The organism is Chryseobacterium culicis, from assembly GCF_900108365.1.
Taxonomy (GTDB): Bacteria; Bacteroidota; Bacteroidia; order Flavobacteriales; family Weeksellaceae; genus Chryseobacterium; species Chryseobacterium culicis.
On record NZ_FNWQ01000001.1, the window covers coordinates 1,367,098 to 1,385,335 of the forward strand.

The following is an 18,238-nucleotide window of genomic DNA, read 5'->3' on the forward strand; positions in this document are numbered from 1 at the left end:
TTTAAACTAATACAGCACCGCCATCAATCACTAATGACTGTCCTGTCATATATTCCTGTTTCATGAGAAATACAAAAGCATCCGCAACATCCATTGGCTGTCCAACTCTCTGTAACAGTAGCGTATTTTCCAGGTGGCTGAAAAAGTTTTCTTTATCTTCCCGGCTAAGATTTCCCCATAAATTAGTATCTATGATACCTGCCGCAATATTATTGACTCTTACAGGAGCAAGCTCTACAGCCATGGCCTTTGTAAATGCGTCCATTGCTCCACAAATTGTTGCGCCTAAGCTGTATCCCGCCGCCGGACGCTGTCCAAAATTGCCGCTCATCAAATTTATACTCCCTCCTTCATTGATGTGGGGACGACCATATTTAATGGCTGCAAAGGCACCCCAGAAACGTATTGTGAAGAAATCTTTGCCATTTTCTATATCCGTATCGTCAACCATACTCATCGAAATATTTTCTCCCGCTGTGTAAACCAGGTGATCGAATTTGCCGATAGTACTAAAGAAAGTCTTTATATTTTCTTCTTTATCTAAACTCACAGCAAACCCTCTGCTATTTTCCGGTAATGTTGCCAAAGCTCTGTCAATACGCTGCTGATTGCTTGAAACGATAATTACTTCGGCTCCATCCGCAGCGGCTGCCTGGGCTGTTGCCAATCCAAGTCCTGAACTGCCACCTAGAATAATTACTTTTTTGTTTTCTAATGTTTTCATTGTGAAATTTTTATATTAAAATTATATTTGACGAAAATTGTTCTGTGTTATTCAATGTCAGCCTGTCCGATCAACAATTGGTCGAACTTTCCGTCTGAACCTATCCTGAATTTGAAGTATGTTTTGAAATCACCCCAGCTGTCACTATGGAATTTTCCGTAAATATCCCTGCTGTTATTTTCAGCTTTATCTATAGAGGTAAAATATTCCTTACCAATTGCCTCTGTTGAAAATTTTATGAAATCCCTTGGATGTCCGTCGTCCAAGAGCGTGGCATTTTTATTAAAATGTGAAAGCCATTTTGCACGATCTCCTTTTTGCCAGTCTTCAATAGCAGCAAGAACCGTGGGGTTATTAATCTTAGAATATTCCATTTTGCTGATTGTTTTGTGGGTATGGCTGCCTATCTGTCCGCACGCATATAGATTATAAAGAAGAAGGATCGGTACGAAAGCCCTGAAGATTTTCATTGCTTACTGATTTGCTCCTCCATTAACCAACAGGTGCTGGCCATTTACAAATGAGGATAGTCCCCCTGCGAAAAATTCTGCGGCATTGGCAACATCCTCCACTTCTGCAAGTCTGCCCATAGGACAACTTTCCAGCAGGGATTTTCTCAGCTCAGGATAGCTTCCTTCCTCGGCGAAGATACCGGAATGATCTACAGCGAATGGAATAATGGAATTTACAGTAACCCCCCGATGTCCAATTTCTTTTGATAATACATCAACAAGATATCGCGGTGTTGTTTTGCTTCCGCCATATACTGCCATCCCAGGAACCGGGAAAGCGGTGGTACTGGATGCAATATAAATGATGCGGCCGTTATCTTCCACATGAAGCGCTGCCTGCTGCATGGTAAAATAGGCCCCCTTAGTATTGATTGAAAAGAGACGGTCAAACTGTTCTTCTGTAAATTCTGTCACCGGTGTTTCTACCATTTCTATCCCCGCATTAGCCACAACAATATCAATCTTTCCAAATGTTTTTTTGGCTTCTTCAAACAATCGTTTAATATCTTCAACTTTGCTTACATCTGCCTGAATTGAAATAACCTTTACTCCCATTGCCTTAATGTTGCTTTCTACCTGATCTGTAGAAGATTTGTCTTTTGAGTAATTCAGTACGATATCTGCGCCTAAAGCGGCATAACGTTCCGCAATGGCTTTTCCCAAGCCTCTTCCTGAGCCCGTAATCAAGGCTACTTTATTTACTAATGTGTTCATTTTGTAGTATTTTTTACTGATTTTCAAAAATTTGATCAGGCCATTCCCCCATTGGCACCTATGCTTTGTCCGGAAATCCATTTTGCCTGATCAGATGCAAGAAATGCAACTACTTCTGCTATGTCTTCAGGAGTTCCGAGACGTCCGAACGCATTGCTGGAAGCAAGCTGTTTGATCTGTTCCTCAGACTTTCCCTTGAGAAACAAGTCAGTTCCTGTCGGGCCGGGCAGTACGCAGTTGACATTAATTCCTCTCGAACCGATTTCCTTTGCGAAAATGCGGCTCATCTGTTCTACTGCCGCTTTAGTGGCAGCATAAACTCCATAAGTAGGAAAAGCAGTTCGGGTCACCGTTGAAGAAAGGTTGATAATACTTCCATTGTCAGAAAGTTGGGCTGCAGCTTGCTGAAGGGAGTAGAATACCCCTTTAAAGTTAATATCCAATTGTTTTTCCAACTGTTCTTCTGAAAGATCCTTGATTAGGGCATTGATCATTACTCCAGCATTATTTACCCAAATATCTACGTTTCCAAAATGCTCAATGCTTTCAGTAAACAGGCGTATAACTTCTTCCTTTCGGCTCACATCAGCTTTAATAGCAATGGCCTCTCCTCCTGATGAAGTGATACCTGATACAGTCTCATCTGCCGCTGCTTTGTTGCCGCTGTAGTTTACAACAACTCTGGCACCTTCCTGTGCCAATCTCAATGCAATGGCAGCCCCGATTCCTTTCGATGAACCTGTTACTACTGCCACTTTTTCTGCTAAATTTTTCATTTTTATTTATTTTTTTGTTTGATGAAACCGTCTTTCCCTCTTACGTATTATATTCAGTGTAAATGGGTGGTCCGGTTTGTATTTACACTTTTTTATCCCAGGTCAAAGGTATTATCTCCTGTGCCCTGAATTGTTGCGAATTTTAAAGGATGAGTTGCAAAATTTAAATAACTTCAGCTCTAAGATAAAACGGCTTAGTCAGGGAGCGTGATACCTGAGATTTCTGCGCATTTATCAATAAATATCTCCTGTATTTTCCTGTTTTTAGCATCAGCATGCAAATTCTGTGGTTTTTTATGATAATAATAACCTCCCGATTTGAGCACATGGGCATCCATAGAAGAAGCTAACCACACCTGTGTCAGTGGAGCATCTGCAAGACTGTCCGGAGCTCCGGCTCCTCCCATTTTAGTAGCTACCCATCCCGGTTCCAGTGCATTAGATGCGACATCTTTCCATCTTTCGGCAACCGCAAAGGCAAGTAGTACATTGTGCAGTTTGGAATCAGAATAAGCCTGAAATCCGTTCCAGTTTCTTTGTTCCCATAGTAGGTCATCCAGGCTGCTGTCTCCATCGCGGTGGAGACCACTGCTTATATATATAAGCCTGTTGGGTTTCTCAATAAGAGCAGTTAGGATGTATGGGGAAAGACTGTTTATGGCAAAGACATGCGGTAAACCATCTGTAGTCAATATTTTTCTCGGTTCCCTGTAACCCACTGCAGCATTATGGATAACAGCATCAAACCTTCCAAGTTTATTGACTTTCTTAGCGAGGTCAATGGTTTCTGAAATACTGGCCAGATCAGCAGTTAATACCGTTTCTGCTTTTGGATTGGCTTCAAGTGCTTGTTCGGCTCTGTCCTGATTTCTTGCATGAAGTACTATCTGATGTCCCTGTTGGATCAGTATTTTTGCGGCCATCATGCCAAGGCCGTCAGAAGATCCTGTAATGAATATTCGTCCCATTTTATTATTTTGATTGTATTAGAAAATGATTAGATAACCCCCGATTGGTGGCTTGGTTTTAATGCAATAGCTGTCAACATTGATGAATGCCAAGCAGCTTTTTTCATTAATAAATTGCTTATTCAAAGGTATGCACGCTGTGCCTTGTTAGAGTTGCAAATATTAAAGCAAGCATTGCAAATATTAAAGAAGTTTTGGCAAAGCAATACTTAATATCTGCTTTTTACGATTGCGAGTAGGGGAGTAGCGAAGTTTCTGCTCCTGCTAAAAACCTGAAGTATCCGTATTGTGTAAAAAACGCAGGTATTTTCTTCACGTTTTCTGCAATTAATGCATAACAGTATACTCGTTGTGTGGATATAGATAAGTGTTACAGATATTTCCTTCGAACCTGTTATTTCCTGCTTAAAAGCTCTTAAGAGTGGTGAGATTTTCTGTATAAGATAGGTGATGTTTTCTCATACTTTTTAAAAAAGTTACTGAAATGTGAGGTTTCTGAGAAGCCCAATCTGTAGCTGATTTCCTTGATCGTCATATCCTCATTCTGTAATAAGGATTTCGCTTCCGTAAGCGTTTTCTCGGCAATCCAGGCGGTAATGTTTTTCCCTGTTTTGCTTTTGATAACACTGCTTAGGTAATTGGGATGCAGATGAAGTGCATTGGCATAATCCTGCACACGGAAAGCCAGATCAGCTTTTCCTAAACTCAGATCACGATAATGCTGCTCTAAAATTCTTTTAAAAGAAATAACAATCTGGGAACTGCGGTTTCCTTCATAGATAGGATTATAATCAACCCAGATATGCTCCCTGATCTTAAAAAGAAGGACAGCCAACAGATGACCTATAATTTTGTATTTGGAAGCTGTATTTTTTCTGTACTCGTTTACGATCTCTACATTAATTACTGCAACTTCTTCGAAGAAATGATCCGCCACCACTCTTGGCCTTACAGTTTCAGTAAGAAGAAAAGGAAAATCTGTGTAAACATCTTCTCCAATGTATTTTTTCAGAAAGGTTTCGTCAAAAGTTATCAGGAGTATATCATCTATTTGTGTCCAGCTGAATGTACGGTAATTGCTGGGATTGGTGAAGTAAATTGAGTGGGGTTCAACTTCAAAAGTCTGTTCATCAATGGTGTATCTGCCTTTCCCATTCTTCACAAACAGAAAGGAGAAAAAATTAGGCCGATAGGAATCTGAAGTGTAAGGAAGTTCGAATCCAATTTCATTGAGATTGAAAATGGTAAAACATTCCCCTGAGTCAAATAATTCTACAGACAGGTGTAAAGCCTGATACAGTTGAAATAGCGAGTTGGATTCAATTCTTTTAGAATTTGCCACTTGATTATTGTTTTTTTGACAGAATCTGTTCAAATATACTCATTTACCTGCAACCGAAAGAATTGCAAGCTTATTAAAACACAGGTTATTCTCAACTTTGTGTTAAGAACCGGCTAATTCAAAGATTTTGTCAATGTCTAAGCTTCTGTATTCTGAGTAGATGTGTGAATGAAAATCATTTAATTTTCTGAGTAATTCCAATAGTTGTGCTTTTTCTTTATTTTCAAGCTTGCCCGCAAGAATTCTGGACGTCATATTCACTTTTTCAACGGAGCGGTGGAAATAATCTTCTCCTTTCGTGCTGATGTTCAGGCGTTTGCTTCTTTTATCCTCAATGTCGTTTTTTTCCTCGATTAAGCCATATTCCAGAAGACGTTTGATAATCTGCGTACCGGTTTGTTTTTCGTGTCCGTTTCTTTCAATCAGCTGAATTTTAGTGAGATTCGGTTCATCTTTCAGCCGGTAGAGATAAGTGAATTCTTCATTGGCCAATTCAGGAAAATCATTCAGACCCTTTCTGATCAGTTGTTTAGAATACCTTCCCAACAGTAAAACCTGCTTGCAGATTTCATTTTCTGTGAAAGAAACCTGATGCTGTTCATTTTTAAAAAGCTTTGTAGGGCTTTCCGTTCTGTATTTTTTATCATTCAGCCATAAACGGAAATCCTCAACAGTGGAGTGAGGTTTATAAGATCCGGAGTTTTCAAATTCTTTTACCTGATGCAGCAAGTCAATGAAAAAGTCAGTATTCATAGCGCAAATTTAATCTAAATATTTTTTAAAGCTTCACACTTCCCATTCCACCATCAACACCGAAAATTTGTCCGGTAATCCAGGACGACTGATCCGAAACCAAAAAAGCCGCCATTTCCGCCATTTCCTCAGCTGTTCCAACTCTCTGCAGCGGATGTCTCTTCGCAGAAGCCTCTCTTTTTTCCGGTGTTGATAAAAGCTGTGATGCCAGATGGGTGTCCGTTAAAGAAGGTGCAATCGCATTAACCCTAATTTTCTGAGCCGAAAATTCTGCTGCTAAACTTTTTGTAAGACCTTCCACAGCATTTTTACTTGCGGCAACAGATGCATGAAAAGGCATTCCCAGTTTTGCTGCCACCGAACTGAAAAGAACAACTGATGCACTTTCAGATTTTTTGAGATTGGGCAGCAGTTTTTGAACCGTCTTTACCGCTCCTAAAACATTAATTTCAAAATCATTTCTAAAATCATCCGCAGAAAGCCGGTTGAATGGCTTTAGAGTAATGCTTCCCGGCGCATAAACCAATCCGTCAATAACTTCAGGAAAGCTGATTTCATCTAAATTTCCCGTCATAATGTCCATTGTGTGGAATTCAATATTAGGATGATTCAGTTCCGGATTTTCAGTTCTGGAAATTCCGATGATTTTGTGTTTTTCTGCAAGTTTGTTTGCCGTTGCGAGGCCAATGCCTTTTCCACAGCCGATGATGACAATATTTTTCATAGTGATTTACTTTCGATTTTTTATAACGTTAAGGCCTTCTCTTTTTGAATTTAAGACGCTTCGACAAGCGCAGTGTGAGAATTCTAATAATATTAGATCAGATATTTCGATACTTTCAGGCTGAGCTTGCCGAAGCCTTTTAATTATTTTTAGCTTAAAACCCTAAGCCTATAGGGCTTTTTCAATTGCACCAATTATCTTTTCGATATTTTATTATTGCTGATCATCCGTTGCCTGCTGCATTTAAAGCGGTTGATTTCTTCACTTCTTTTTTTCAGATGTTTCTGGCTCACTCCGGAATTCACTCTTTTTCTCCAGAGTTTGAAACTCGATTCCTTCAGTTCCGACCGCATCAGTTCAATCACTTCTGATTCACTGATTCCAAACTGAAATTGTATCGCTTCAAACGGCGTTCTGTCTTCCCAAGCCATTTCGATGATTCTGTCAATTTCTTTTATGTTGAGGTTTTTATTCATTTTTATTTTTTTACCCTGAAATATCCTCCGGGAAGCCCGTGATAATATCTCTTATACTAACTTTATTCTGCTTTGTCAGGCTGAGCTTGTCGAAGCCTTTTTTTCTTTTTCAAGATTACATTCAGACATTTCCTGCGTGGCTGAAAGAATCATTTAACATTCCCGATAAATTTCTTTGCGGCTTTAAAATGCTGCTTTCGCTTTTCTTCCGGCATTTTCTCCAGCGTTTTCAGCATCATTCCCAGTCTGGGATTTTTAGCAAAGAAATCCTTATGGTCATTGATAAAATTCCAGAATAGGGCATCCCATTTTTCGGTCCAGTCTCCGTCGCCGTAGTCACTCATCTTTTTAATGTAATTGCTTCCGCTGATGTAAGGTTTAGTACTCATTTTACCGCCATCCGAATAGCTGCTCATTCCATACACATTCGGAACCATCACCCAATCGTAAGAATCAATGAACATTTCCATAAACCACTGATAAACCTCATCGGGATTGAACTGACAGAGGTTCATAAAATTGGCAAAAATCATCAGTCTTTCGATGTGATGGGCATAACCGGTTTTTAAAAGTTTCCGCAGCGAGCTGTCAATAGGCCGGATTCCCGTTTTGGCGGTGTAAAATGATTCCGGCAGGTGTTGCTGATGTTTCCAGTAATTGTTATTCCGCTGATCCGTTCCCTGATAAATATAAACACCACGCACAAATTCCCGCCAACCCAAAATCTGGCGTACAAAACCCTCCAGAGAATTCACCGGGATATCATTCTCCTGTGCGAAGGAAATTGCTTTTTCGAGAACATTTTCAGACGTTAAAAGCCCGATGTTCATCAACGGAGAAAGTATGCTGTGATGCAGAAAATGTTCATTTTCCACAATGCTGTCCTCATATATGCCAAACTCGTGGAATCGGTTCTCAAAAAACTGTTCCAGCCATTGTTCAGCTTCAGTAAAAGTAGTAGGATAAAGCTGCTCATCAGTTAGCATTCCGTAATTTTTGGCGAAGTGTTTTTCTGTATATTGTTTCGCTTCTTCATAAAAGTCATTGTTTTTCGGGAAATAAATTGCAGGAGCTTTCTTATTTTTCGGATATTTTTTGCGGTTTTCTGTGTCGTATGTCCATTTTCCACCCAATGGTTTTCCGGCTTTCATCAGGATGTTTCGTGTGATTCTCTGCTGTTTGTAAAAATCAGTCTGATGATAGGATTTTTTATCTTCGAAATATTCTTTAAGATCTTCCTGGGTATTGATGAAAAGCGGACTGTCCATGATTTCAAGTTCCAGCTTTGTCTTTTTCAGCCTTTTTTCCAGCCAGTTATCGCAGACATCAGTTGTTTTTATCGCTTTAAAACCCTCTTTTGCAAGCTTTTGAATTAAATGTCTGATATCCGAAAATTTTGATGAACTTTCAATGTATTCAACTTTAAAACCCGCTTTTTTCAGTCTGTTTTCATAGAATTTCATGGTTGCCCTATGAAATGCAATTTTCTGTTTATGAAAAGAATATTGTTTAAAAAACAGAAATTCCTCCACCAGAAATACAGGCTGATTTTTATCCAGATAATCCATATCCTTAAAAAGCTGATGCGGAAAGATCAATTGAGCGGTATGTTTTACTTCTTTATCCATAATTTTCTGTATTCTTGTCCTGAGTCATATATTTCTGCCTGTTTTTCAGGGTTGAAATTTCTGTCCCGATTATCATTTCCAACGCCGGCGAGATACATCCAGTTGCCATAATTGCTGTGAACATCATAATCAATAAGCATTCCCTCAAAATAAGCTGCCCCCTTTCTCCAGTCCTGTTTCAGGGTCTTGCAGAAATAGGAAGCCGCATTTTGCCGGCCACGATTGCTCATCCAGCCGGTACTTTTCAGTTCAAGCATATTCGCATTCACAAAATCGGACTCAGTTTCTCCGTCCTTCCATTTTTGAATCAGTTCCCGATTGTTTTCTACAGCATATTTTTGCCCGCTGATTCCGTTTTTCCGGAAAATTAAATCGTTGTACTGTAAAGAAGTATACCTGAAAAAATCCCTCCATAACAGTTCAAAAACCAGCCAATACGTTGAATCATTAGCTCCGAATTCTTCTTCATATTTTTTAATTTCGGAATACACCGTGACGGCAGAAAGGCTGCCGTCTGATAGCCACGCGGAAAATTTAGAACTGTAATCTGCTCCCGACAAACCGTTTCGGGTGTCTTTATATCTGCTCAGATTCCGTGTTTCTGAGAAATAATGATGTAATCTTTTTAACGCTGCATTTTCTCCGCCCGAAAATGGAAAAGCTGTTCTTTCATCAATTTCAAAGTTTTCAAAACCTAATAATTTCAAAGAAATTTCATCGCTTTTCAGAGGAATATGTACTCCTTTATAAAGATCTTTTTCCGATTCAAATTCAGGACGGATCAGAAGATTTTTTTCAATTTTCTGTCTGAACGTTGTGAAAAGCAGCGGAATTTTATCCAGAACTTTAAAAACAAAAAGCGGATGAACCAAAAACTGCGAGTACGATTTTTCCCAAACTGCATACGGAACCACTTTTTCAATTTTAGCCTGTAAACCCACTTCTTCTTTTGTCCATTCTTCCTGACAGAAAATCTTAACCACCTCAAATTCTTCGGAAATGTCTTTGAAAATATCCGCTGTTTTTCCATATTTAACTAAAAAAGGAATCCTTTGCCGGGCTAAATTCTGTTTTACATTTTCAACCGTTTCCAGCAGGAATTTGGCTCTGAATTGCATAATTTTTCTACAGCCAAACTGTTTTTGTGCAAAAAAATCAGAATCAAAAACATAGAGGGCAAGAAAAGGCAAATCTTCCTGCATCACCTTATATAAGGATTCTGAATCTCTTGTTCTTAAATCTTTGGTGAACCAGAGGATGTTGATTTTTTGTTTTTTCGGCATCTTTCGCTGCAATATTTTACATCGTCCCAGTTTTTCTTCCACTTTTTCCGCCAACTGAAAGGAAGTCCGCAGACTTCACAGATTTTGGAAGGTAATCCTGATGGCATATTTTTGTAGTTTTACTTTTGGACATCATTTTTGGTACCTATTATTCTTCGACAACTGTAATTTTTTTCATTATGAGGAAGAGTCTTTAGAAAAATTTATTTACTATTGAAAAAATTACTGTAAGTAGTTTTTAAAATTATGAATCACCACGTCTTTCGATCTTAAATCGTGCATCATATTATACAGCCCGAAAAACGTTCTGTTCAGATAAATGAAATGTCTTGAACCGCGGTTGGTATTCATTCCCTTCATATCGCCTGCTTTGGCATATTTTTGACCCAGATCGGCAATTTCCTGGAAGAAAGATTCATCTGAAAAATCAAATTTTTCCTGATTAAATGGTCGGGTAAATAATTCAAGCAATTCGTAGAACAGCTTGGCAAAAAACTCTTTTTCCTGTGGAGAATCTTCTTCACGAAGGATTTCCAGCGTAAATAATTTCTCACGGAATATCTCAGGATTTTTAAGATTTTCTTCTTGAGCCAATTCAAAATACGGAATGTAAAAATCTTCAGGAATTTCTTTGATACATCCAAAATCAATAACCATCAATTCCTTATCTTCTGAAATCAGGAAATTTCCGGGATGTGGATCTGCATGAACTTTTTTCAGCACATGCATTTGATACATGTAAAAATCCCAAAGTGTCTGTCCGAGTTTGTTCAAATCTTCCTGCGAATTCTGTTTTTTGGTAAATTCTGAAAAATGAATTCCTGACATCCAATCCATTGTAATAATTTTCTCACAAGAATATGCCGGATAATATTGCGGAAATTTCACGTTCGGAAGATGGCTGCATTCTTCCGAAAAATGCTGACTTCTTTTAAGCTCCAGGCTGTAATCGGTTTCTTCAAACAATTTGTCTTCCACTTCCTGAAAGTAAGATTCTGAACCCTCTTTTTTAATGTTGAACATCTTCATGGCAATGGGTTTCACCATTTTAAGATCACTGGAAATACTTTCTTTTACTCCTGGGTACTGGATTTTGACCGCCAGCTTTTTATTCCCTTTTTTCGCTGTATGAACCTGTCCGATACTCGCTGCGTTCACAGATTCGGCAGAAAACTCATCAAAAATATCTTCCGGATTTTTCCCAAAGTATTTTCTGAACGTTTTCTTGACCAAAGCACCAGACAAAGGCGGAACGGAAAACTGTGAAAGCGAAAATTTATCTACATATTCCACCGGAAGTATATTTTTTTCCATACTCAGCATTTGAGCAACTTTCAGGGCGGAACCTTTCAGTTCTTTCAGGGAGTCATAAATATCCGCTGCATTGTTTTCATTCAGAATTTTGCGTGCTTCATCTTCGTCTTTTGTTATTTTGTTTCCGTAATATTTCAGGTAATTGACTCCCACTTTTGCGCCAGCTTTCAGCAGGCTTCCTGTACGTTCAATTTTTCCTGTCGGAATTTTGTCTAATGTTTTCATTTTTTTTTGTGTGTTTTCAAAGCAAAGCCCGCAAGGTTTTTTAAATTGCTGACTTTAGAGATTACAGAGCATTTGCAGTAAGAGAACTATCAAATATAGGCTTGTGGTAAATTGTTCCCTTTAAAAGAGCTGCATCAGCTCATTTTAAATTTTTCCTTCCAGAGAAATTTTCCCAGATCGAAAACTTTTCTCAGGGGTTCGTTGTCCATCAGTTCAAAGCCGGTATCTATGGTTTTTTCAATGAAAATATCGGTCTTTTCAAAATCGGGAGAGGTGTCTTTCTTCCAGAAATCAATTGAGGAAATAAGATGGAGCCAAAGGACTTCCTGTCTTGATTTTTCGTTGAACTTTCGGAGGTCTTCCTTTGCTTTCCGGATCAGTTCCCATTCATTGAAATCCAAAGTGTTGACAAAGTGCTGATGGGTTTCCCTGAGAGTCTTAAGCGTTTTGATATTCTGGATTTTGCTGCTTCCCAAAATGGATAGCACCAATGAACGGTTCATTGTCAGATTTTCAAAGAAAATGTAGTAAACATTCAGAAGCTTTTCCTTGGTTGTAATTTCATCTGATGAATTAACTTCAGCAGCAAGTTCCAGCGATTTTGTAAAAAGATGATTCATTATTTCACTTTCAATCTGCTCGAAGCCTGAAAAATAATGGTAAAATTCTTTCTCTTCAAAGTTGTTTTCTTTAGCAAAGAGATACACATTCTTTGGTTTTTCTCCATGATTCAAAAGATAATCTCCATACCGCTCAAATATTTTTTCCTGCGTGATGTTGGCTTGTTCTTGCATAATAGAATTTATTTATTAACAAATTTAGTAATAAATTTTATTTTTAATTTAAATAAAGTATAAATTTGTACTATATAAACCATTTAATTTTTGAATGATGTTAAAAATACAGGCACAATCGAATATACCTACAGATTTTGGAATGTTTACTGTTTATGCCTTTTCAGAATACGAAAAGGACTGGAATCCGCACTTGGTTTGGGTATCAGAAAACACAGATTTCAGCAAAACAGTGAACGTCCGTTTTCACTCGGAATGTATCACCGGAGAGATTTTTCATTCTAAAAAATGTGAATGCGGACAACAGCTGGATACGGCCATGAAATATATGGCTGAAAACGGAGGAATGATTATTTATCTTCGCCAGGAAGGCAGAAACATAGGAATTATCAATAAACTAAGAGCCTATGCACTTCAGGAACAAGGTTTTGATACAGTGGAAGCGAATCTCAAACTGGGTCTGCCCGCAGATGCAAGAAATTTTGATGGGGCAGTTGAAATGCTGAAGATCTTACAGGTGAAAGAAATTAATCTGCTAACAAATAATCCGGATAAGCTTAAATCTCTTGAAAATAGCGGGATTAAACTTCATCACAGAATTCCTCTTGAAATAGAATCCAATGAGGTGAATGAAAGTTATCTTTCTAAAAAGAAGGATTACTTCGGGCATCTACTGGAAAAGGTGTAATATTCTTATTCACTTAGAAATTCCACGGTCTCCATTTATTATGATAGTACTTTCTTACGAACTGATTTGGACAAAGGAATTTTTGTAATAAGCCTTTCTATAAGACAGCTTGAACCCTTTGATAATAAGAAATGCCCCTAAAAAGTGTCTAACTTTTTGGGGGCAGTCTAAAAAGGGGCATTATATTATTGTGCTTTTACCTGCTCTATCTTTATGAATATTTTAGTAAGGTTGGGCTGGGCGTTGCCTGAAGTAGGGGCTCCCGCCATAATGGTTGCGGTATAAGCGGTTTTTGAGGAAGAATTACTGTCTATCCAGGTATATCTTCTATGCTCTGGTCCTCCGCCAGCTCCATCTATAATCCCTATGTTCCCCCAGTATGCATTTCCCATTGCCCCAGTTCCCTGAGGATACCAGGTAGCGGATGAATCTGCCATACCGCCCCAAACTCCTGAAGTTATATTGTTGGTTGTTACAGCAGAACCAATATAACCACCATATTCGGTATTATAATTCCAGTAAAGATTAACGGTAGAACCTGTATTATTATATAATTGTACGTTAGGATTGGCAGGGGTGGTACCACTGGTGGTATCAAATAGTACTCTGATTGAATACTTGCCATCTGGAGTAGCAAGAGGGAAAGTATACGCCTGTTTGCCGTTGGAGTCGGTGGTCAGGGTAGGATATCCCATCACTGCGACAGATGCAATGTCTGCACGGCTGGTATTTCCTACTGTAGCGGTACAGTTTTGTGCAGCTGTTAAGAAAGGAACTGTAGCGCTGGTGATAGGAAGCGTCATATCATTGGCAGTGGTAGGAGTTCCGCTTACTGAGAATACCAGTTCACCATCACCAAACTCCAGGGTTCCGGGTCTTAACTGGAAGGTTAATCCGTTTACTGTAAAAGGAGTTCCTGAATTATACGCACCTCCGTTTCCCTGGCTGTAGCTAATTCTCAGATTTCCGGTGAAAGGAGTACCAGCCGTATAAGTAGAAGGGCTTAGGTAAGCTGTTGTACATTGTAATGCAGAAATCGCCGGAGCAACGGCATTGGTTGCTTGTGTAAGTCTTTGCCATACTGTTCCGTCAAAATAATAATAGCCTGTTGCAGTAACGTTAATACGTTGTCCCACAGCATCTCCACCGGTAACATCCGTTATATAAATCAAGGCTCCACTCTGATCGCTGCTATAGGTAGCAGTATTTGCCGTAAGCTCAGCTCTTGTAAGTCTGGGAGCCTGTAAGCCCAAGGTCTGAGTGTTATCCGTAATCAGTCCTGAAGTATCTCTTTTAGCAGATACATCCACCGTTGTTTTGGGTGAAGTTGTATTAACCCCTACTTGGGCAAATGAGAATCCGGAAATAAGAATAGCTGTGAATTGTGTAAATTTTGTTTTCATATCAAGGTGATTTATGTGGTAGGTCAAATATACCTTTTTTTTATGAAAAATAAAAAATAATTACTTTATAATTGATAAAAATTAAATGGTTAATCACGTTTTGTTTGATTTTATATCTGATTTTTCGATTAAAATTATTTATATTAAATTATGTTTTTATGTAAATTACAACCTACAATTATTTTTTATGAAAAAAAATATGATGTCTTTGTTTGTTTATAATGTAAAATTTTCATTTTTGAAATTGTTGGTTTTAGGCGAAATAATTTTATCAGCTTCGGTGATTTTATTGTCTGGTAAGAATGCGCTGATCAGCAAAATATTTTGGTATTTTCCCCTGTAAGACTTGCGTTCATCTTTTTTAGCCACTTCATAATGCATGCATATTGTTAATGTAAGAAGCAGAATTAACATGTTGTACAACACAATCGGAACAGTCAACATTATAATGCCATAATTTTTCTATCTTTAGAAGAATATTAGTATCTATTTTACTTATGGATGGTACAATGGTTTGTGTTTGTATTTTGCAATCTAAAACATGCCTGTGAATATAATATAAAAAAGACAATGCCGATAAACCCAATACCTCCTGATGGAGGCATGTTATATAAAGAAACAGATATGGCTCAATTTTTCCCTGAGCCATTAAATGCAATAACTGCAATATTGTTTTTAGCTTTGGCTATTTTTTGGACCATTAAGATAAAGGGTAGTTTTAAAGAGTATTCTTTTTTAGCATATTGCCTGGTATTGTTATACATCGGTGCCTTAGGAGGAACTATTTACCATTCTTTCAGGCAATGGCCGGTATTTATCATGATGGATTGGCTGCCCATTATGCTGCTCTGTCTGTCTGCAGGATTTTATTTTGTAGCTCAGAGTACCCGATGGTATTACGCTGCCGTAATGGTTCTGGTATATCCGGCTCTTGTGTTTGCTTTAAGAAATTGGATTTTGGCAGATAATCCTTCTCTTTTTATCAACGTAAATTATGCAATCATGGCCTCATTTGTCCTTTTTTCGGTAGTAAGGTATTTAATCTATACGCACTGGAAAGCCGGCAGATGGGTAGGGTTTGCTTTATTGTCATTTGTTTTTGCATTGACCTTCCGGATCGCTGACAAATGGGAGTGGATTAGTTTCGGAACACACTTCTTATGGCATACTTTCGGCGCGGCCGCAACATTCTGCATGTTTAATTATATCTATCTTACAGGGAATACTATAAGGAAAAAATAAGCAGTTTTTATTTTTCTTGAAACTTTAATTTATTTATGGATAATTAGTTTTAATGTTTATTTTATTTTGTGAAATTCATAGTTTCATTCTTTTAAGTTTGAAAGAAAGATGATTTACTTATATTTGCTTTGCAAAGTAAAATTAAATGTTCAAAAAAGTAAGCACTGTATTTATCCTTGGATTTTATACGGTTTTTTGTTCGGCCCAGCAGGTCCGGCCCTCAAAATCTTCTGAAATTTACCGCGAAATCAAAACCCTTAAACAACTGCCTAAAGTTTTATACCTTGCAGCCCATCCCGATGATGAAAATACCGGATTACTCTCCTGGTTAATCAATGACCAAAATGTAGAAACGGGCTATTTGTCTTTAACCAGAGGTGATGGCGGACAGAATTTATTAGGCATAGAACAAGGTGCTGCACTGGGTTTAATAAGAACACATGAACTTTTAGAGGCCAGAAAGCTGGACGGCGCCCAACAGTTTTTTACCAGGGCGATTGATTTCGGGTTCTCTAAGAACACTGCTGATACTTTTAAACAATGGGATGCTGACGCTATAACAGCGGATGTAGTTTGGGTAATCCGTCAATTCAGGCCGGATGTTATCATTTGCCGTTTTCCTCCCACAGCTGCGGCAGGCCACGGACAGCATGCCGCTTCTGCAGTGGTTGCGGAAAAAGCTTTTAAGCTGGCAGGTGATAAAAATGCTTTCCCGGCTCAACTGAAATATGTTAATGTATGGCAGCCAAAACGGGTATTGTGGAATACCTTCCGGTTTGGTGGTGTCAATACAACCAATGAAAATCAGCTGAAAGTTACTGTAGGGCAATATGATGCTCAGCTAGGAATGGGCTATGGTGAATTGGCAGGATTAAGCAGAAGTTTACATAAAAGCCAGGGAGCAGGAACACAGTCTGTAGCCGGCATCAGAACGGAATATTTTTCGCATGTTACCGGCGAACCTGCAAAAGCCACCCTTTTTGATGGAATAAGTAAAACCTGGACTTCACAAGGAAAGGCAGATATTGACCAGTCATTAGATACAATTATTTCCGCTTTCAATTTCAATAATCCTGATCAGAGCCTGCCTGCTTTGCTTGCTTTGCGAAAAAAGATAGCGGCGCTCAATGATGCAGACCTTAGAAAGGATAAACTTAAAGCTCTTGACAATATCATTTTAAGCTGTGCCGGGTTTATGGGCGAGGTCGTAACCAATCAGGCTGAAGCAGTAGCCGGAGATCATTACAATTTCAGGCTAAATCTGATTTCAAGAGCTGCAAATCCTGTCATTTTAGAAAATGTACAATGGTTAAGTCAATCAGAAAGTTTTAACAGAAAACTATCAAAAGATTCTTTGGTTACCATACAGCATGATATTCAGATTCCTGCAGATGCAGCACCCACAGAACCTTACTGGCTGGCAAAACCAGCTATGAACGCTGCAACTTTCTCTGTTCCGAATGATACTTTAATTGGGTTGCCTGAGGCAGAATCGCCACTGAATGTTTTACTTGGATTAAAAATAGGTTCGGAAAAATTTAAAGTTAAACTACCTTTATCTTTCAAGAAATTAGACCCGGTCCGTGGTGATGTAGTCGAAGCGCTGCGAATTGTTCCTGCATTGGAACTGAAATTTACGCAACCTCTTTATTGGGCGAAAGACAATGAAGATTTACATTTGAGTCTAAATATTAAGGTTAATTCTGACAGACCGTACAGTAACGGGAATCTCCATGTGATATACAACGGAGAACAATTGGGTAGTACTACTGTAAGCCCGCTTAAAGGAAAAGATTTTACCGTAGATTATGTTATCCCCAAAAGTAAACTTGCCGCAATACATTCATCCCGATTGCAGTTGGATGCCCGTTTTGTTGCAGATGGAGTAACTTATAATAAAAAGCAGATAGTAATTCAGTATCCGCATTTACCCACTTTACAATATTTTTCACCTGCGGCCGTAACGGTAATGAAAGGTGATATTCAGGCGAAGATTAAAAAAGTGGGCTACATAGAAGGTGCAGGTGATTTTATTCCTGAGTTCCTGCGCATTGCAGGTATTCAGGTAGATGTTTTGAAAGACGGAGATTTTTACGGCAACCCGGATGAATCCGGAAACGGCAGCCAAAACAAACTGTCACAATATGACGCAATTGTATTGGGAGTCCGTGCCAATAATACAGAGAAAAAGCTGGGTCGCTGGATGCCTTTTTTATGGTCTTATGTAAAAGCCGGCGGTAATTTAGTAATGCAGTATAATACCAATCAGGATACTACCGTTGACAAATTGGGAATGTACAATTTTAGTATTGCCAATAAAAGGGTTACCGAAGAAAATGCTGCTGTTACGTTTTTAAATCCTAATCATAAATTACTGAATTTTCCTAACAAAATTACTGCAGATGATTTTAAAGGCTGGTTGCAGGAGCGCGGCGCCTATTTCCCTGTTCAATGGGATGCCGAATACGAACCTCTTTTTGAAATGCACGATACAGATGAAGAGCCGCTGAAAGGATCAACTTTATATGCCAAATACGGGAAGGGCAATTTTATTTATACACCGTTGTCATTTTTCAGACAGCTGCCTGCAGGAAATGTGGGGGCGGCACGTTTATTTTTTAACTTTTTATCTGCGCAGAAGAACTAATGAACAAGCCACTTAAAAATTGGAA

General features: G+C 38.6%; 19 protein-coding genes. 3 read left to right on the forward strand and 16 right to left on the reverse strand.

Going from position 1 to position 18,238, the window contains the following annotated elements; genetic code table 11:
* Position 1: 1 nt before the first annotated feature.
* The 14 genes from BLW74_RS06015 to BLW74_RS06080 form a co-directional block, all read right to left on the reverse strand.
* Positions 2–724 carry an SDR family oxidoreductase gene (locus tag BLW74_RS06015; protein WP_089690509.1) on the reverse strand — a complete coding sequence of 241 codons (723 nt, stop codon included), beginning with the start codon at positions 722–724 and terminating at the stop codon, positions 2–4.
* 47 nt (positions 725–771) lie between these two features.
* A complete protein-coding gene (locus BLW74_RS06020) occupies positions 772–1,194 on the reverse strand; it encodes a hypothetical protein (protein ID WP_089690510.1) in 423 nt (140 codons plus the stop codon).
* Positions 1,195–1,197: 3 nt separating this feature from the next.
* Positions 1,198–1,950, reverse strand: a complete 753-nt coding sequence (locus tag BLW74_RS06025) for an SDR family oxidoreductase (RefSeq protein ID WP_089690511.1) — start codon at positions 1,948–1,950, stop codon at positions 1,198–1,200.
* 35 nt (positions 1,951–1,985) lie between these two features.
* A complete protein-coding gene (locus BLW74_RS06030) occupies positions 1,986–2,726 on the reverse strand; it encodes an SDR family oxidoreductase (protein ID WP_089690512.1) in 741 nt (246 codons plus the stop codon).
* A gap of 194 nt (positions 2,727–2,920) precedes the next feature.
* Positions 2,921–3,694, reverse strand: coding sequence for an SDR family NAD(P)-dependent oxidoreductase (locus tag BLW74_RS06035; RefSeq protein ID WP_089690513.1), 774 nt, complete (start codon positions 3,692–3,694; stop codon positions 2,921–2,923).
* A 415-nt stretch (positions 3,695–4,109) separates the two neighbouring features.
* Complete coding sequence (locus BLW74_RS06040; protein ID WP_089690514.1) at positions 4,110–5,036, reverse strand: AraC family transcriptional regulator; 927 nt, start codon at positions 5,034–5,036, stop codon at positions 4,110–4,112.
* A gap of 102 nt (positions 5,037–5,138) precedes the next feature.
* Positions 5,139–5,789 (reverse strand): MarR family winged helix-turn-helix transcriptional regulator, encoded by a 651-nt coding sequence (locus tag BLW74_RS06045; RefSeq protein WP_089690515.1) that lies wholly within the window; start codon positions 5,787–5,789, stop codon positions 5,139–5,141.
* A gap of 25 nt (positions 5,790–5,814) precedes the next feature.
* A complete protein-coding gene (locus BLW74_RS06050) occupies positions 5,815–6,513 on the reverse strand; it encodes an SDR family NAD(P)-dependent oxidoreductase (protein ID WP_089690516.1) in 699 nt (232 codons plus the stop codon).
* A gap of 194 nt (positions 6,514–6,707) precedes the next feature.
* Entirely contained in the window at positions 6,708–6,989 is a 282-nt protein-coding gene (locus BLW74_RS06055) for a TIGR03643 family protein (RefSeq protein ID WP_089690517.1), read from the reverse strand.
* A gap of 149 nt (positions 6,990–7,138) precedes the next feature.
* Positions 7,139–8,617 carry a cryptochrome/photolyase family protein gene (locus BLW74_RS06060; RefSeq protein ID WP_089690518.1) on the reverse strand — a complete coding sequence of 493 codons (1,479 nt, stop codon included), beginning with the start codon at positions 8,615–8,617 and terminating at the stop codon, positions 7,139–7,141.
* Positions 8,602–9,900 carry a DASH family cryptochrome gene (locus tag BLW74_RS06065; protein WP_089690519.1) on the reverse strand — a complete coding sequence of 433 codons (1,299 nt, stop codon included), beginning with the start codon at positions 9,898–9,900 and terminating at the stop codon, positions 8,602–8,604. The genes BLW74_RS06060 and BLW74_RS06065 overlap by 16 nt, the downstream gene beginning before the upstream one ends.
* A complete protein-coding gene (locus tag BLW74_RS06070) occupies positions 9,852–10,007 on the reverse strand; it encodes a DUF2256 domain-containing protein (RefSeq protein WP_076597833.1) in 156 nt (51 codons plus the stop codon). Before BLW74_RS06070 ends, BLW74_RS06065 begins: the two co-directional genes overlap by 49 nt.
* Before the next feature lie 115 nt (positions 10,008–10,122).
* Positions 10,123–11,439: an ABC1 kinase family protein gene (locus BLW74_RS06075; protein ID WP_089690520.1), complete on the reverse strand. Its 1,317-nt coding sequence runs from the start codon at positions 11,437–11,439 to the stop codon at positions 10,123–10,125.
* 134 nt (positions 11,440–11,573) lie between these two features.
* The gene (locus BLW74_RS06080; protein ID WP_089690521.1) at positions 11,574–12,233 is read right to left on the reverse strand and encodes a TetR family transcriptional regulator C-terminal domain-containing protein; all 660 of its coding nucleotides are present in this window, start codon (positions 12,231–12,233) and stop codon (positions 11,574–11,576) included.
* 97 nt (positions 12,234–12,330) lie between these two features.
* On the opposite strand from BLW74_RS06080, the gene ribA reads away from it, so the two are divergent.
* Positions 12,331–12,921 (forward strand): GTP cyclohydrolase II, encoded by a 591-nt coding sequence (ribA, locus tag BLW74_RS06085; RefSeq protein WP_089690522.1) that lies wholly within the window; start codon positions 12,331–12,333, stop codon positions 12,919–12,921.
* Positions 12,922–13,106: 185 nt separating this feature from the next.
* On the opposite strand, the gene BLW74_RS06090 is transcribed toward ribA, so the two are convergent.
* Both BLW74_RS06090 and BLW74_RS22215 read right to left on the reverse strand, forming a co-directional pair.
* Positions 13,107–14,324 (reverse strand): hypothetical protein, encoded by a 1,218-nt coding sequence (locus BLW74_RS06090; protein WP_089690523.1) that lies wholly within the window; start codon positions 14,322–14,324, stop codon positions 13,107–13,109.
* 216 nt (positions 14,325–14,540) lie between these two features.
* Complete coding sequence (locus BLW74_RS22215; RefSeq protein ID WP_139265707.1) at positions 14,541–14,738, reverse strand: hypothetical protein; 198 nt, start codon at positions 14,736–14,738, stop codon at positions 14,541–14,543.
* A gap of 156 nt (positions 14,739–14,894) precedes the next feature.
* Here BLW74_RS22215 and BLW74_RS06095 point away from each other — a divergent pair, with 156 nt between their 5' ends.
* Both BLW74_RS06095 and BLW74_RS06100 read left to right on the forward strand, forming a co-directional pair.
* Positions 14,895–15,566 carry a hypothetical protein gene (locus BLW74_RS06095; protein ID WP_089690524.1) on the forward strand — a complete coding sequence of 224 codons (672 nt, stop codon included), beginning with the start codon at positions 14,895–14,897 and terminating at the stop codon, positions 15,564–15,566.
* A 145-nt stretch (positions 15,567–15,711) separates the two neighbouring features.
* Positions 15,712–18,213 carry a PIG-L family deacetylase gene (locus tag BLW74_RS06100; protein WP_089690525.1) on the forward strand — a complete coding sequence of 834 codons (2,502 nt, stop codon included), beginning with the start codon at positions 15,712–15,714 and terminating at the stop codon, positions 18,211–18,213.
* Positions 18,214–18,238: the final 25 nt, after the last annotated feature.